Origin of the sequence: Deinococcus sp., from assembly GCF_025362455.1 — a bacterium.
Taxonomy (GTDB): Bacteria; Deinococcota; Deinococci; order Deinococcales; family Deinococcaceae; genus Deinococcus.
Window position 1 is genome coordinate 1 of the sequence record NZ_JANYGJ010000265.1, and the last position, 15,761, is coordinate 15,761.

Annotated in this window: 14 protein-coding genes; 12 read left to right on the top strand and 2 right to left on the bottom strand. The window is 66.8% G+C overall.

The genetic code is table 11. The features are described 5' to 3' along the window. Positions 1-668: outer membrane lipoprotein carrier protein LolA (locus Q0R23_RS18100; RefSeq protein WP_293915343.1), on the bottom strand; the 668-nt coding region annotated here is incomplete at its 3' end. 257 nt (positions 669-925) lie between these two features. On the opposite strand from Q0R23_RS18100, the gene Q0R23_RS18105 reads away from it, so the two are divergent. Together Q0R23_RS18105 and Q0R23_RS18110 are read left to right on the top strand one after the other, a co-directional pair. Further along, positions 926-1,738, top strand: a complete 813-nt coding sequence (locus Q0R23_RS18105) for a hypothetical protein (protein WP_293915345.1) — start codon at positions 926-928, stop codon at positions 1,736-1,738. Next, positions 1,735-3,051 carry a S41 family peptidase gene (locus Q0R23_RS18110; RefSeq protein ID WP_293915347.1) on the top strand — a complete coding sequence of 439 codons (1,317 nt, stop codon included), beginning with the start codon at positions 1,735-1,737 and terminating at the stop codon, positions 3,049-3,051. The genes Q0R23_RS18105 and Q0R23_RS18110 overlap by 4 nt, the downstream gene beginning before the upstream one ends. 20 nt (positions 3,052-3,071) lie before the next feature. Here Q0R23_RS18110 and Q0R23_RS18115 read toward each other — a convergent pair whose 3' ends face one another. Beyond that, entirely contained in the window at positions 3,072-4,001 is a 930-nt protein-coding gene (locus Q0R23_RS18115) for a hypothetical protein (RefSeq protein ID WP_293915349.1), read from the bottom strand. A gap of 261 nt (positions 4,002-4,262) precedes the next feature. Here Q0R23_RS18115 and Q0R23_RS18120 point away from each other — a divergent pair, with 261 nt between their 5' ends. The 10 genes from Q0R23_RS18120 (at position 4,263) to Q0R23_RS18165 (ending at position 15,577) form a co-directional block, all read left to right on the top strand. Next, on the top strand, positions 4,263-4,766 hold the full coding sequence (locus Q0R23_RS18120) for an LEA type 2 family protein (protein WP_293915351.1): 504 nt from the start codon (positions 4,263-4,265) through the stop codon (positions 4,764-4,766). Positions 4,767-4,803: 37 nt separating this feature from the next. Further along, a complete protein-coding gene (locus Q0R23_RS18125) occupies positions 4,804-5,982 on the top strand; it encodes an amidase (protein WP_293915353.1) in 1,179 nt (392 codons plus the stop codon). A 77-nt stretch (positions 5,983-6,059) separates the two neighbouring features. Next, positions 6,060-6,518 (top strand): hypothetical protein, encoded by a 459-nt coding sequence (locus Q0R23_RS18130; RefSeq protein WP_293915354.1) that lies wholly within the window; start codon positions 6,060-6,062, stop codon positions 6,516-6,518. Between the two features lie 244 nt (positions 6,519-6,762). After that, positions 6,763-8,913 carry an N-acetylmuramoyl-L-alanine amidase gene (locus Q0R23_RS18135; RefSeq protein WP_293915355.1) on the top strand — a complete coding sequence of 717 codons (2,151 nt, stop codon included), beginning with the start codon at positions 6,763-6,765 and terminating at the stop codon, positions 8,911-8,913. 69 nt (positions 8,914-8,982) lie between these two features. Beyond that, complete coding sequence (locus Q0R23_RS18140) at positions 8,983-9,684, top strand: hypothetical protein (protein ID WP_293915357.1); 702 nt, start codon at positions 8,983-8,985, stop codon at positions 9,682-9,684. A 579-nt stretch (positions 9,685-10,263) separates the two neighbouring features. Further along, positions 10,264-11,565 (top strand): PKD domain-containing protein, encoded by a 1,302-nt coding sequence (locus Q0R23_RS18145; protein ID WP_293915359.1) that lies wholly within the window; start codon positions 10,264-10,266, stop codon positions 11,563-11,565. Positions 11,566-12,178: 613 nt separating this feature from the next. Next, the gene (locus Q0R23_RS18150; RefSeq protein ID WP_293915361.1) at positions 12,179-13,486 is read left to right on the top strand and encodes a PKD domain-containing protein; all 1,308 of its coding nucleotides are present in this window, start codon (positions 12,179-12,181) and stop codon (positions 13,484-13,486) included. 76 nt (positions 13,487-13,562) lie between these two features. Further along, positions 13,563-14,270 carry an HAD family hydrolase gene (locus Q0R23_RS18155; RefSeq protein WP_293915363.1) on the top strand — a complete coding sequence of 236 codons (708 nt, stop codon included), beginning with the start codon at positions 13,563-13,565 and terminating at the stop codon, positions 14,268-14,270. An 80-nt stretch (positions 14,271-14,350) separates the two neighbouring features. Continuing rightward, positions 14,351-14,953: an HAD family phosphatase gene (locus Q0R23_RS18160; RefSeq protein WP_293915365.1), complete on the top strand. Its 603-nt coding sequence runs from the start codon at positions 14,351-14,353 to the stop codon at positions 14,951-14,953. 141 nt (positions 14,954-15,094) lie between these two features. Then, entirely contained in the window at positions 15,095-15,577 is a 483-nt protein-coding gene (locus tag Q0R23_RS18165; RefSeq protein ID WP_293915367.1) for a hypothetical protein, read from the top strand. Positions 15,578-15,761 lie beyond the last annotated feature (184 nt).

Consider the following 15,761-nt stretch of genomic DNA (forward strand, 5'->3'; position numbering starts at 1 on the left):
GCGTCCTTGGGGAGCTGGCGCAAGCGGGCCACGCTCAGGCCGGTGTTGAGCTTGTACTCGCTGACGTTCAGGTCGGCGATGGTCTTGCCCGCGTCGTTGACCGACTGGAAACGGGTCGGGCGCCAGCCGCTCTCGCTGATCCAGATGCGGGTTTTGCCGCCCTGGATGCCGGTTTTGGGATTGGCCTCAATCTGGTACAGGCGGCTGCCCGCCGCGCCGGTCGTGCCGATCAGCTTGAGGTCGTAGCGGGACTTGAGGGCGCCCACCAGGTTGCTGAGCTGCGAAATGTCCAGCCCGCCGAGGTCCTGGCCGCCCGCCGCCTTGCTGATGGGGCTGATGGTGACCTGGTTGGTGAGGTACAGATAGTTGCGAATTTCCTTGTTGTCCACCACCACGATGTTGTCGGCCAGGGCGTCGGGGGCGTTGAAAACCACCCGCGCCAGGCTGGAGGCCGGGATGGTCTGAATCTTGAGATCGACTTTCTGGTTGTCGCCGCTGACGGCAGCCGTGCCCTCGACGCGGAAGCTGATGTCCTTGACGCCTTTCTGGGCGGCGGCGATGTTGTTGACGATGGTATCGACGCTCTGGGCCTGGGCCTGAGCATAGGCATGGGCACTGGGCAAAAAGCTGGCAAGACCGAGCAGGACGGTGGGAAAACGGTTCTTCATGCGTTCAGTATCGCGCCCGGTCTCATGAGAAGCCCGGCGGCTTGCTGACGATGTGTTGGCGGATGGGGAGGGGTGAGAGGTGTGAGCAGAAGACGGGACACCAAACGTGAAGCCGGTCTCTAGAGCAGTACTCCGAATTACGCCACGGGGAAAACAGCCTCCCCGCGCCTCCATTCTGCGTCCTGCTCAGTTAAAACTACTCGCTCCGCTCGGTCATAAAAAGGGTCTTTTTATGACATCTGCTCTATACTTATCTCATGACCCTCAACCATCTGCTCCAGTCGGCCCGGACCCCGCTTTTGCGTGCGCTGAGTGCCCTGCTGCTGCTCTCCCCTGCGGCGCTGGCGGGCGGCGCTGGCGGGCTTGGCACCTCCAACCCCGGCGTGAACGCCATCACCGCGCCCGGACGTTCCGGAGCCGCCTGGCTCGATCTGGCGCTCAAGGCCCACGGCGGCGCGGCGCTGAGAAACCTGAAAACCTACCGCGAAACCGGCACCGTGACCATCTTTGGCCCCAACGCTCAGGTGCTCCTCACCGGGCAGTCGCTGGCCGTGATCGACCAGGCGCAGCGGCGCGTGCGAACGACCATCAGGGCTGGAGAACAGCTTATCAGCGACGAGATTCTCACGCCCGGCGGAGCTGTGGGGTACACCGAAAAAGACGGTGAGTTGCCGCTGCCGCGTGACAACGCACAGAATCTGGAAGATAATCTATACAGCGCACTGGCGGGCCTGTCGCTGGGCGGTAGCCAGCGTCAGCACATCACGGTGCTGGGCAAACAAACCTGGATCGGCACCAGCGGCACGGCGGTGGAGGTGCTGACCCAGAAGACGCTGACGACCTATTTGCTGGCAGACGACGGCACCTACCTGGGCGAGCGCCGGGACGTCGCTGGCGCGGGCACCATCACCGTCCTGAACAGCAAGTTTCAGACCTTTGAGGGCGTCAAAGTACCGGTTGTCAGTATCGCTTACCTGCCGAACGGCGACAAGCTCATCGAAGCGACCTCCGGAAAGGTGGAGATCAATCCGGTGCTCTCGGACGCCGACTTCGCGTTTCCGAAAGAATGACCCGTCCGGTAAAGCGGCGCCTGCTGGGCTTATCAGTACTGGGCATATCAGCGCTGGGCATATCACTCCTGGGTGCGGCGCCGTTGAGCCTGAATCTGGCTCAGGCCCAGGCTGCCGCGCCTGCCAGCGCCCAGGACCTGTTCGCCCAGGTCATCTACAAACTGGCCCAGTTCTACGGTGGCAACGCCGTGTTCCGGGCCTCGGACCTCAACAAAACCTACGGGCCGCAGATCAAGGCGGCCTGCGCCGCTCAGAAAATCTGCGACCCGGCCAGGAGCCACCCGATCATCAAAAAGATGCTGGCTGGCTTAAACGACAAGCACACCAATTTCTACACCGCGCAAGAGATCGCCCAGTTCAAGACCGGCCTGGGCAGCGGCGTCGTCACCCAGCGCTCGCTGGGCATCGTGACCGAGCCGCTGGGGTCGGGCGGTCAGGTGATCGCCGAGGTCTACCCCAATTCTCCGGCCTCGCGGGCGCTGTGGCAGGTCGGCGACGTGATCAGGTCGGCCAACGCCGTGGCCCTCGACGGCGTGCAGGGCAAGGCCGCGTTGACCCACCTGGGCAGCCGCGAGCAGAGCGCCGAGTTCAGGCTGGAGCGCCAGGGCAAGGCCATGACCGCTCAGGTGACGCCCGGCCCCGTCGCCCTGGAGCTGCTCAGTGCGCGGCCCGCACCGGGCGCCCCGGACATTACGCTGATCCGGCTGCGGGCCTTTTTGCCGGGCGTGGCCCAGCAACTCCACGACGCGCTGCGGGCCGCCCAAAATAAAAGCGCCGACACAAGGGGCGGCGGGGTCATTCTCGATCTGCGCTGGAACGGCGGTGGGCTGCTCGACGAGTACCTGCTGGCCCTGGCCGCCTTCATGGACCCGCCCAAACTGATCAATCAGGCGCGGTTCGTGACGACGACGCTGGGCTACCAGTCCGGCAAGCTCACGCTCAACGGCGCGGCGCTGCCAGGGCCGGGGCTGAGTAGCCCGGTGCGCTACAGCGGCAAACTGGTGGTGCTGGTAGACCGCGACACCGCCAGCGCCGCCGAATACCTCGCCACCGACCTGCTGGGACGCCCAGGCACCACCGTTATCGGTGAGCCGACCTACGGGCTGGGCGACACCGGCACCACCCTCCAGGAGCTGAGCGACGGCTCGGTGCTGCAAATCACGACCATCAGTGTGCTGAACGCCCAGAAGCAGCCGCGCCCCAGCAAGGTCATCCCGCCCGTGAGCGCCCGGCTCGATCTGCGCCAGCTCACCAGCGCCGGTCAGGACAGCATGCTCAGTCTGGCCATCCAGACCCTGAATAGCACTCCCTGAGCGGCACTCCATAAGCGGTGTCAGGGCTGAGCACCCCCCAGCGTGAACGTGTACCCGACCCTGGCTCCCACTCCCCCACTTCCGCCGCGCACTCCAACCTTCACCGTGCCGTCGCTGGCCGGGCCGATGGGCAGCGGTACGCTGGCGTCCACACCGTAGCGCAGCGGCAGGGCCACCGTGCGCCAGGACTCGTAGGCCAGGTAGCCGCTGAGATCGATGGCCCGCTCGCCGCCCAGGGAGACGGCGGCGGGCGCGTCCACCGACAAAACCACGCCACTTTTGGCTCCCAGCAGCGCGTCAGCACCCACCGTGAAGGCGTCGGCCCGGTAGCTCCCTCCCACCACCGCACCCAGCACGCCGGAGCCTGCGCGGGCACCTAACCGGTAGCTCAGGTCGCCGCGCCGGTATTCGCCGATGAGGGCGCCGCTGCTCTGGGCACCCAATTCACCGCTGAGGGTAGCGATCAGATCACGCGAGACGCGGTAGCGGCCCTCCAGGTTAGCCTGGGCGCCCCTGACGCCGGGGTCGAGGGCGACCTGATTCCAGGCGGACAGCGGGTCGAGGGCCGTGGCATAGGTATTCCAGACGCCCAGCGAGGCGCTCAGCGCCACCGGACCGAGGGTACCGCCCAGGTCGGCGTTCACCCGCACGCCCGGCTGACCGGCGTAGACGTCCGCCACGTTGAGCCCCAGCCGGGCGGTGCCCAGTCCGGCGATCACCAGATTGCGCCGCACGCCGAGTTCGGCGGCCCGGTTGGAGATGGCCGCCGAGAAGCGGTTGGCGCCCACCGGGAAATCGGAGAGGCCCAGACGCCCGGTCAGGCCAGTGTTGGTATATGACGAGTAAGAAACCCCGAAATCGAGGTTGGTCGCGCCCGCCGCGCCGCTCAGCACACCGCTCAGCACGAGGACGAGTGGCGCGGCGGCGCGGAAAGTTCTGGCCTGAATCATGCGGGCAGTGTAACAACGGAGGATGAATGCGGTCTTTCGGTTTGGTGATGCGCGTGGCGCGGGCTTGTGGCTTGTGGGAAGGAGGGGAGCGTGAGGCTCGTGTCGGCAATTCTGGTAGCTCAGCGGGAGTTCAAGCGAGTCACTTTCGCTGTTGCCTTCACTAAAGCGCGTATGGAACGCTCTTGACAGGTGTTCGGACTGAATTCCTCTTCTCGCCACCACCCGCTGCCCCTTCATCCAGCCTTGAGCTAGACTCGCGGCATGACCTTCACCCTGACGCGCTCGCTGGCTCCCGTCCTCCTCGCCGCCGCACTGCTGGGGCTGCCCGGCTGCGCCCCCGCGCTGAGGCAGGTGATTCAGGTGCCGACCTTCAAAGTCGAGCAGACCCGCCTGACCGGGCTCTCGCTGGGCAGTCCGGCCATCGCCCGCGTGAGCATCAAGCTGCGGATCAGCAACCCGAATCCGGTGGGCGCCCGGCTGGCCGACATCGGCGGGCGTTTTTTCCTGAACGGCACCGACGTGGGCGCCATCAATCTGCCGAACGTCAACCTGCCCGCACGCGGCGACACCGTGCAGGACGCCCAGCTTGAAATTCCGGTGAGCCTGCAAACCGCTGCGGTGTGGCTCCAGGTGGCGCGGGGCCGCGAAATGCCCTACCGCCTGGACGGCACCTTCACCGCCGACCTGGGTGCCCTGGGCCAGCCGAGCTTCGGGCCGTACACGCTGGCGCAGGGCCAGTTCAAGCAGGCTGCTATTTTGCCGTGAAGGTTTTATCCTGAGCGTTCTGCCCTAGATTGAGGCCATGAGCGCAGCGACGACCCATCCCGGCGAGTATGGCGCCTGGGCCTACCGACCAGAGCGGCCTCTCAGGACCGGCGACGGCCCCCTCTCGGACCTGAGCTTCAGTGCCAAGGACCTCTATGGCGTGCCCGGCTGGCCGCTGCACGCCTCGACGGAGGCCAGGCTGCCGGGCGTCTCCGACAGCCCACTGGTGCGCCGATTGCTGGAGCTGGGCGCGGCGCTGGTTGGCAAGACCCACCTGCACGAGATCGCGCTGGGCATCACCGGAGCCAATCCGATCACGCCGGGCCGCAACCCGCTCGACCCATCGCGGGTGCCCGGCGGATCGAGCAGCGGCGCGGCCATCACGGTGGCGACAGGCGAGGTCGGCTTCGCGCTGGGCACCGATACCGGCGGCAGCATCCGCGTTCCGGCGGCCTGGTGCGGCGTGGTGGGTTTCAAACCCGGCAAGGACCATCCCGCCTGGCCGACCCTGGGCGTGTTGCCGCTGAGTCCGAGTTGCGACCACGCCGGGCCGCTCACGCCGGACATCAGGACCGCCGCCCGGCTGCACGCGGCGCTGAGCGGCGAGGCCGTGACCCCGCGAAGCTGGGCGGGCCTGCGCGTCGGCGTCTGGCGCCCGCTGAGCTGGCTACAACCGGAGGCATTGAATGCGCTGGACATCCTGCGGGAGCGACTTGAGCGCCTGGGCGCCGTGACCTCCGAAGTGACCTTGCCCGACATGCAAGGCGCTTACAGCCCCATCGTGCAGGCCGAGGCGGCGGCGGTGCATGCGGCAGCCCTCCTGAACTCCCCCACCGGCTTCAGCGCGGGCACCGAGGAACTGTTGCGGCTGGGCGCGGCCCGCAGCGCGGCGCAGGTGCAGGCCGCGCGGGACCGGCGGGAACTCTACCGGGCGGAGCTGGCGACCCTGTTCCAGACACACGACCTGATTCTGGCGCCCAGCGTACCGGGACCGGCGCCGCTGATCGGGCAGACCAGTCTGAGCCTGCCTGAAGGTGAGGTGCCGCTGCGCACCGCCGTGCTGCGCCTGAGCGTGCCGTTCAGCTTGCTGGGCGTGCCGACGCTGGCCCTGCCTGTTCCGGCTGGGCCGCTGAGCGTGGGCGTGTCGCTAGCGGCCCCCCGCGACGCCGCGCTGCTGGGTCTGGGCCTGAGCCTGGAAGCCGGGTCTGGAAGCTGACGCGAATCTGAGCTGAAATGGAGGGGAAGCCACCCAACCGTCAGGCCACGCTCATGCAGGCTGCGTAGCGTGGGCGTATGAAGACGCTGATTCGCACCCTGCCCGCGCTGGCCCTAACCATAGGGGCCGCCAGCCTCGCACCCGCCCAGGCCGCCGCACTGTGGGCCGGAGCCGACCTGCGCACCAGCGGCCTGGACGCCCACGCGGGCACGGCGCTGCTGCCCGTTCCGTTCATCGGCACGGTGGGCGTGGAAGGCGGCGTGGGGGCGAGCTATTCCGGCAGCTTCAACGAGGCCCGGCTGGGCGCCACCCTGCGCGATCTGAACATCCCGTTTACCAAAACCGACGCCTTCGTCAGCGGCGGCGCGGCGTACCACAGCAGCCAGTCGGGGGACGTCAATACGTCCGGAGTGGGCCTCTACGTCGAGGGCGGGCTACGCGGCCCGCTGCTGGGGCCGGTCGGCTGGCGAGCAGGCGTCAAGGCCGACACCCGCAGCGGCCTGAGCGCAGGCGTGGGGCTGGAGTTCCGGTTCTGAGCACATTGGGGGAACTGTCGTCATCCTGAGCGACGCGAAGGATCTCGCTGTTCAAACGACGAGATCCCTGACTACGTTCAGGATGACACTTAGATGACACCTAAAAGAAGTCGGAACCAGTCGAACACCGCGCCACAGTTGGCCACCTTCGCTCAGGGTGACGCCGTGCGGAGGGCGGAAGGGTCGGCGCTCATCCAGAGAGCCCGCTCACCGCTCTCCCCCACACGCTTGCTAAGCTGCGGCCATGCGCTCGTACCCGCTCGCCCTGCTCGCCCTGGCAGTGAGCCTCACGCTGGCCAGCGCCGCACTCGCGCCCGGCGGTGGGCCGCTCATCGAGGTGGCGTACCCGCCACAAAACTACACCGTCGCCTTTGATCACGTGATCTTCGAGGGCCACCTCAGCCCCGGCGCCCGCCTGAGCGTGAATGGTCGGGCGCTCAACGTCGGCCCCGACGGCCTGTTCATGGAATGGCTGCCGCTGCGGCCCGGTCGCAACGCGCTCAGATTGCTCGGCACGTCGGGCAGCGGGCAGCGAGCCAGCACCTTCACGGTCACGTCCAATCCGCCGCACGCCCTCCCGGCGCGGCCCACCGCCATCCGCGCCGGAACGCTGAGCCCGGACCGCAGCCTGAACATCTTCACCCGCCTGGGTGCGCCGGGCCGACTGGACGTGCGCTTTCAGGGTTCGCCGGGCGGCGTGGCGAGCGTGACGGTGGGCACGCTGGCGCCGGTCAGGATGAGGGCCGAAAGCGCTTCCCGCACCCAGGCGGCAGGCTGGTATTCGGCCAGCCTTGAACTGCCGGTCAACCTGCCGCTGGGCGCCGCAGCGGTGCGGGTGCGCCTGAGCGGGCCGGGCGGCGCGGTGCTTGCCACGGCGGCGGGCAAGGTGACTTCCGCCCCCGGCGGCGCGGCGCGGGTGGCCGAGGTCGCGCAGCCGGACGTGGGCCTGGGCGTCGGTCCAGTGGCGCAGGCAGTTTCGACAGGGCCAGCCGCCACCGACCTGCTGTTTGCCCGGACAGGGCAGCGCGTGCGGGTGCTGGCCGATACGGGCCGTGACTGGCTGATCGAGGGGCCGGGTGGCCTGAGTGCGGCGTCCAGAGACACGCTGAAGCTGCTGCCGGTGGGCACACCCGCCCCCGCCGCCCAGCCCGGCGTGCCGCAACTGCAAGACGCCGGAAGCGAGTGGCAGATCCGCCTGAGCGCCGCCCAGCGCACCTTATACGACCTGACCGAAACGGCGGCTGGACCGAATGTGGGCCTGACCTGGCGACTGGCCCAGGCCGCCCGAAGCGCCGGGCAGATACTCGGCGACGAAGGTGCCCCAACCCTGAGCTGGGCACCTGAAGGCGACAGTCTGAAGCTCGACCTGAGCTTGCCGCAGAGCCAACTGTGGGGCTACTTCGTGAGCTACCAGGGCAGCGAGACCGTGCTGCACGTTCGCAAGGCGCCGGTACTGGACCCGGCCAGGCCACTCGCAGGGCCGTTGGCTGGGCGAATAATCGTCATCGATCCCGGTCACGGCGGCGCCGAGTTGGGCGGGGCGGGCAGCCTGAATGAGAGCGAGAAACAGATCGTGCTGCCCATCGCCGTGCGCTTGGTCGAGCTGCTGCGTGCCCAGGGCGCCGACGCCCGACTGACCCGTGAGCGCGACGTGCGCGTGCCGCTGTATGACCGCCCGCTGATGGCCGAGAACGTCCAGGCCGATCTGCTGGTCAGCCTTCACGCCAACGCCCTGCCCGACGGCGTGGACCCCAGAGGTCGGCGCGGCCTGGAGCTGCACACCTTCCACCCGATGAGCTGGGGGCTGGCGAAGGCGCTGCTGCGAAGCCTGCCGCGTGCTGCACCCGGCCTGAGCGTGGCGGCGCCCGACAAAGCCGCCGGAAGCCTGATCGGCGCCCTGCGCGTGCCCGCCGACCCCGGCCTGCGCCTGAGCAACCTGGCCCTGACCCGGCCCACCTCACAGCGCAGCGTGCTGATCGAGATGGCCTACCTGACCGACGCGGGCGATCTGCGCCGCCTGATGAGCCCGGCAGGCCGCGAGGCGCTGGCCCAGGGCGTCACGCAGGGCATTGCCGACGATTACGCCGCGCAGGCCAGGAACCGCCCCGCCTGGGCCGGGGGCAGCAGTCCAGCACCGGCAAGTCCAACGCCACCGAAGCCAGTACCGCCGAAGCCCGCCCAGCCGCAACCCGCTCAGCCTGTACCGACGCCACCTGTACCGACGCAGCCTGTACCGACGCAGACTCCACCCGAAATCCAGCCGACCCCGCCCGCACCCCAGCCGCCCACCCCCCAGCCACCCGCGCCGCTGCTTCCGGCCCCCGACCCCCTGCTAGACCCCGGCCCCGGCGAGGGCGTACCCCCGTTCATCCCCACGCCGCCCAGCCCGCCGTGATTGGCCGGGTCTCGACTCGGCGCACCCCGTATCAGCCGGGCGTCACGCGGGTCGCCTAGACTGGGAGTCATGAAATCCGACCCGATGCACCATCTGCGGCTCGTCACGCTGCTGGGCCTGTCTGCGCTCACTGGGGCGGCGCTCATCTGGACAGCGCCGGGCGCCCTGGCCCAGACCACCAGTCCGGCCAGCAGCACCCCGGCGCCCTTGCCTCCCGCACCAGACGAGATTTTGCCGACGACGCCCGCTGCACCGTTCAGCCCGACTCCGGCCAGCCCGGTTCCAGTGAGCCCGGTTCCAGCCAATCCGGTTGCGCCCGCACCGCCCAGCAGCACCCCGGTGTTCGTGACGCCCGCCCCGCTGCCGACCACCCCGCTGCCGACCACACTGGAGCGGGTGAGCGCCAGCCTGAAAGCAGTACAGGCCGGTACTGACCTCACGCTGAACCTGACGCTGCTCAACGGCCAGGCCAATGCGCTGGCCTTCAGCGCCGGGCGCGACAGCAGCCAGAACTGCGCCGCCGCGCCGCTGCTGCGGGTGCTGAAAGTCGGCACGCGGGAAGTGGTGTATCCGCTGGCGGGCGAGAAGCGCATCTGCACCCAGGAGCTGAGTATCAAAACGGCGCCCCTGGGCGGCAGCGCGGTCTTTGGCCGCACGCTGAAGCTGGCGCCGGGCGAGTACGTCGTCGAGAGCTGGTTTCAGGGCTTCGCCGGGCCGATGAACATGCGCGTCCGGTTGAGTGCGCCGCCGCTGAGAATCAGTGTGAAGTAGCATTGCCCTGCCCGGCATGAGCGCGGATGAGATGGAACAAAGACCCGGCGTTCAACCCCGAAACCGACAGCACCTGTCGTCAGCACCGCACCCAGACGAGCCACAGACAAGCCACAGACGAGCCGCCGCGCCAGCCATGCACGGCGGTTTTCGTATCATAAATGACAAAGTGGTCAGTTTTAGGTGTAGACTCATCAAGTTCCAATACCACACTCAGAAGTAACGTTCCCTTCCCTGGACTGTTCCGGCTTCACGCTGCCCAGCACGGCGAAATAGGCGTCATTGCTCCCCGTTTCAGAGCTACCGTTCATAGCCGTTCAGGGGTCGTTCAGGGGGGGCGGGTTACCTTAGCTTCAGCAGCGAGAAGCAGACGAAAAGACCGAAGCGCGACCACCAGATGCAAGTCGTCTGAGACGCGCTGGGGGCTTCTCATTGCCTGAAACCGGCCCACCTAGACGGCCAGCCCGAACAGCCCTCCCACACCAGCCTGCCCGCTTCCAGTGTTCCCCGACCGCCCGGCCCCGCGTCCACCCGACCCTCTTCGCCGCCCAGCGCGGCCCGATCCACAAGGAGCCCACCATGCGTACCATCCAGATGTCCGCCCTGATGCTGAGCGCCGCCCTGAGCCTGGTCGCTTGCAGCACCAATCCAGCGCCAACCCCGACCAACACCGCTCCAGTCGCCAACTTCACCATCACCCCGACCAGCGGCCCGGCCCCCGTTAGCGTCACCACCGCCAACACCAGCAGCGACGCCGACGCGGGCGAAACGGCGACCCTGACCTACGACTGGAACTGGGGCGACAGCACGCCCAACAGCACCGCCGCCGCGCCCACCCACACCTTTGCGGCTGCCGGAAGCTACACCGTGACCCTGACCGCCAAGGACGTCAAGAACGCCACGAGCACCAAGACCGCCACAATAACGGTGACGACTGCCGCGCCGGTGGCACCGACCATCCTGAGCGTCTCGCCTGCCGACGGTTCGGTGGGCAACGCCGCCGGAGCGCCCATCGTGGTCACTTTCAGCAAGCCGATGGACGCCTCGGTGACTCAGGGCGCCTACATCTTCCCCGCCGTGGCAGGTACGACCCCGCTGGCGACCACCGGATCGAGCTTCGTCTGGTCGGCGGGCAACACGGTGCTGACCATCACCCCAACCACGGCGACGACCCACGCCAGTACGCCGCTCACGGCGGCATTCACGCCCAACAAATACAGCTTCTCCATCTCCACGGTGGCCAAGAGTGACGCGAGCGCCGGGAGTCTGCCACTCGCCAGCCAGCTCAACGTGACCTTCAGCACCGCCGTCAAGCACACTGGGGTGGTTGTTCCTGTTGTGGCCGCCAAGACCTTGAGTGTGGATTTCGCCACGCTGGCGAGCTACCCCTGCGCTGGTAATCTGTGTACCGGCGATAACACCTCGGATCACCAGGTTGCCGCTTACGTCACCTTCGATCTGTCTGCACTGAACGCTTTGCCTGCCGATCAGCAGCCCAACAGCTTTACCGCCGCGCCACTGACTACTCCCCAGGTTTCAGTGACTCCCAGCGCCTTTACCAATCTCACCGACAGTGGTGAAGCTCTGCAACTCTACAGCGTGAAATATGGCGACCCCGCTGCCGTAGGCTTTAGCTGGGCTGGCTTCCTGAATCTTCCTGTAGCCAACAAGATTACCGGCAATTTTGGGCCTTCAGGCGGGCCGTTTAGCGCCGATGTCAAGACCCAGCTTCAGGGCGACTGGACCAGCCGCGCCGCACAAAACAACCTCAGTCAGTATCAGGTGCGCTTCGCCAAGCCCGTCTTCGCCAACGCCACTGACGATCAACTCAAAATTTCCAACACGCCCTCTCTGACAGTCGATTACCTCGCCAATAAATAACCTCTCCGGCAAGCTCAGCCCCCGCCCAAGCACAGGCGGGGGTTTTGCCTGGCTGAAATCGGAAGTGCAGGCGGGCTCAGCAGCGTCTCATACGGGATTAAATTGATTCTGGGTTATGTGCGGTTGACCCCTCTCCTGCGGAGCTGTACCAGTCGCCCCCTGCGGGAGAGTCGCAGACCTGCTTGCAGAGGGGAGCCGCGCAGCGGCGGGGAGAGGGGGTGACCGGGCAGCCTCGACGGTACACCTCCGGAAGTCTTTTTAATCCCGTCTCAGCCGACGCCGCTCCCCAGTTCCCAGCCCAGCGTTCACAGCCGTTCACAGCCGTTCAGGGGGGCTGCGTTACCTTGACTTCAGCAGCGAGAAGCAGACCAAAAGACCAGAGCGCAGCGCCAGATGCAAGCCGTCTGAGCCGCGCTCAGGGGTGACTCGTTGCCTGACCAGACGGCCCACCCCGAAGCTCTCACCCCCGCCCCTGCGTGGCCCCCGGCGCCGAGCTGCGTTGTATATTCACCAAGTACCAATCTGCTGCTCAGAGTCGTTCGCCGGTACGAACAACCCGGCGCTCACGTTTTGCACCCAGCTCGCCCCTCTGCCTGCACCAAAGGACCATCCCATGAACGCACTGCGTACTGCTGCCCTGCTGCTCACAGCCGCCCTCGGCCTGGCCTCCTGCAACGACCCGGTGCCGGTGGTCAATGCCAAGCCGGTGGTCGAATTCACCGTGACCCCCACGAGCGGTGTGGCGCCGGTCAACGTCATCACCACCAACACCAGCAGCGACGCCGACGCGGGCGACACCCTCACCTCCGACTGGAGCTGGGGCGACGGCACGGCCAACAGCACCGACAAGACGCCGACCCACAGCTACACCAAGGCTGGCACCTACACCGTGACCCTCAAAGTCAGCGACGGCAAGGATCCGGTGAGCAAGACCGCCACCGTCACCGTGACGGACCCGCCCCCGGCGCCGACCGTGCCCAAGGTGCTCAGCGTGACCCCCACCGACGGGGCGGCGGGCGTACTCGACAACGCGGTCATCACCGTGACCTTCAGCGTCCCGATGGACGTGGCGACGGTGGCGGCGGCCTACACCTCGACCTTTACGGGCGTCAAACCGGGGGATGTCAACCTGGCGTGGACCGCGAACAACACCGTGCTGACCATCACGCCCAAGGCCGCGCTGAGTTACAACACCGTGAATACCGTGGCGACCCCGGTGGCCAGCAAGCCCACCGAGTACGGCTTCAGCATCGGCACCGGGGCGAGGAGCAGCGGCACCACCGCCGTGCCGGGCGTGGCCCTGGCCGCCGAGTTCAAGAGCGGCTTCAAAACGGCCATCAAGCACGCTGGCATCGCCCTGTACAGCGACCCGGCCCGCGACCTGAGCGTGAACAGCCTGGGCCTGAGCGGCACCTTCGGGCAGGCGGTGATCGGCACCTCACCTGACCTGGCCATCGGCGACGACGCGACCAACAAGACCCTGGTCGGCTACCTGACTTTCGACCTGAGCAGTCTGCCCGCCACCCTGAGCGCCGCCAACCTGGTGGCCGCCGACCTGACCCTGAGCCCCTCGGCCACGCCGATTGTCGGGACGCCCTACACCGCCTTGAACGTCGGTCCCAGCAAGCTGAATATTCGCAGCCTGTATTACGGCGCGAATCTGAAGCTCGGCGACCTCAACCCGACCACCGAAGTCGCTGGCAACCTCGACGGCACCCTCATGACCGCCAACGCCCTGAACGCCGTCAAGGCCGATGTGACGGCCCGAACCGCCCAGAACAATGTGTCGCAGTACCAGATTCGCTTCCCCAACCTCACCAACAACAACAACGCCGCCGACCAGATCTTTATTTTCAGCAGCGCCACCGCCAACGCCCTCAACCGCCCCAGGCTGACCGTGACCTACTTCAGCGATAACTGAACCGAGCCGTCCATTCCGACCCCCGCCTGTGCCTCGGCGGGGGCGTGCTCTACTGCCTGCATGCTCTACTGGCTGCATGCTCCGCGCCGTCATCTTCGACCTCGACGATACGCTGTTCGACGACCACCACTCGATGCTGGGCGGGCTGGAGGCGCTGCGCTGCGCCCATCCGGAGCTGAGCGGGCTGGATCAGGCACAGCTTCTGGGCGACTACCTGGCCGCCCTCCTGGCCCTGGAACCGGATTTTCACGCCGGGCGCCTGAGCCTGGAGCAGTTCCGGTTGCGGCGCTTCGAGGCGCTGTACGCCCAGTGGGGCGTGAGGGACGTCAGCGGCGAAGAGGGCTTCCGAACCTTCCGGTCCGGCTATCAGGCGGCGCGGCGGGCCATCAGCGGGGCGGCGGCGTTGCTGAGTGCCCTGCGAGGGCGGGGCCTCAAGGTCGGCGTGCTGACCAACTTTACCCGGCCCGAACAGGAAGCCAAGCTGGACTTCTGCGGCCTGAGCGTCCTGGTTGACGTGCTGCTCACCACCCGTGAAGTGCCGCCCAAGCCGCATCCACAGGCGTATCTGGGTGCCCTGGCCGCGCTGGAGGTCGGCGCCCATGAAGCGGTGATGGTCGGCGACTCCTGGGCGAACGACGTGACCGGGCCGCGTGAGGTGGGGCTGCCGAGCATCTGGTTCGAGCGGCGGGGCCGAAGTGTACCGGAGCCGGGCGCGGCGGTGATCCGCAGCTACACGCCGCTGAATGAGGCGCTGAAGGTGATTTTGAACAGCGCGGCGAGCTGAGCACCACCTCCGTAAGAACCGTCCACCTGAAAGCTACGTAGCGCCCCGGACCTGGCGGCGTGTGCGGGTAAGCTGTCTGCATGACCATTCAGGCACTCTTCTGGGACATCGGCGGCGTGCTGCTCACCAACGGCTGGGACCGCGAGCAACGCGCCGGAGTGGTGACGCGCTACGGGCTGGACGTGACCGACTTCGCCGAGCGCCACAAACTCGCCGCCCCCGAACTCGAACTGGGCCGCCTGAGCCTGAGCGAATACCTCGACCAGACGGTCTTCTATGCGCCCAGGACGTTCAGCAAGGACGACTTTAGGCAGGCCATGTACGACCAGAGCCGCGCCACCCCTGACACCCTGGCCCTGGCCCGGCGCCTGGGCGGCAAGGTGCGGATGTATTCGCTCAACAACGAGGGTCACGACCTGAATGAGCACCGCATCGACACCTTCGGGCTGCGCGACTTTCTGCTGGGGTTTTTCACGTCGTGCTACCTGGGCGTCATGAAACCCAACCCGGCGATCTACCGCCTGGGCGTGGAACTCGCCCACGTCCACGCCGACCAGGCCGTGATGATCGACGACCGCATGCAGAACGTGGAGGCCGCCCGCCGCGCCGGAATGCAGGCGATTCAGTACTTGAGCGCCGAGCAACTGGAGGCCGAATTGAAAGTGCTGGGCGTGGAAGCCTGATCTGACGAGACAGACGTTCTGAGCGTGACCAGCAATCCCACCACCGCTCTTGAATTCGTCCAGAACATATGGAATCATCCAAAGTGAGATGACTCACCTGTCTATAGCGGACTCCGCTTCTCTTCCAATCCGGAGGTTTATATGAATACCCCCCGCATACTCGCGTTTAGCGTTCTTCTGAGCGGTTTCCTGTCTGCCTGTGGCGGTTCGGCTCCCGCGACTGGCGGTGACGGCGGAGGCGGAGGCACGCCCAGTGCTGGCACGACGGTCACACGGGCACAGATCGCTGGCTGCACACCACTCTCGACCTCCTCCGATCCGGCAGCGAGCAACTGCCTGAAAGGGAAGTTCGTTGGCAAGACGCTGGGCAGCGACGAGTGCAGCCTGACGATTGGCGACAACGGCAGCTACCAGTACGTGTCCCCGTCCCTGAATTCGAGCGTGGTGCCGAGCGCCCAGGCCATCCGGGTTTTCACCTACGAAAAGACAATCACTCTGGCCATCTGGCTAATCAACGACAGCGGCAAGGATCTGAGCTTCAAATACAACGGCAGCCAGGATTCGAAAGCGTCTATTGAAGTGAGGGTCGGCACCAACGTTTCGACCTGCAACGCCCAACTGTAGCCGGATAGCGCCCCCAGCGAGCAGGGTTCACCCGCCAGGAAACACTTTCTGGCGGGTGAACCCTGCTCGCTGGGGGCGCTATCCGGCTACAGTTGGGCGTTGCAGGTCGAAACGTTGGTGCCGACCCTCACTTCAATAGACGCTTTCGAATCCTGGCTGCCGTTGTATTTGAAGCTCAGATCCT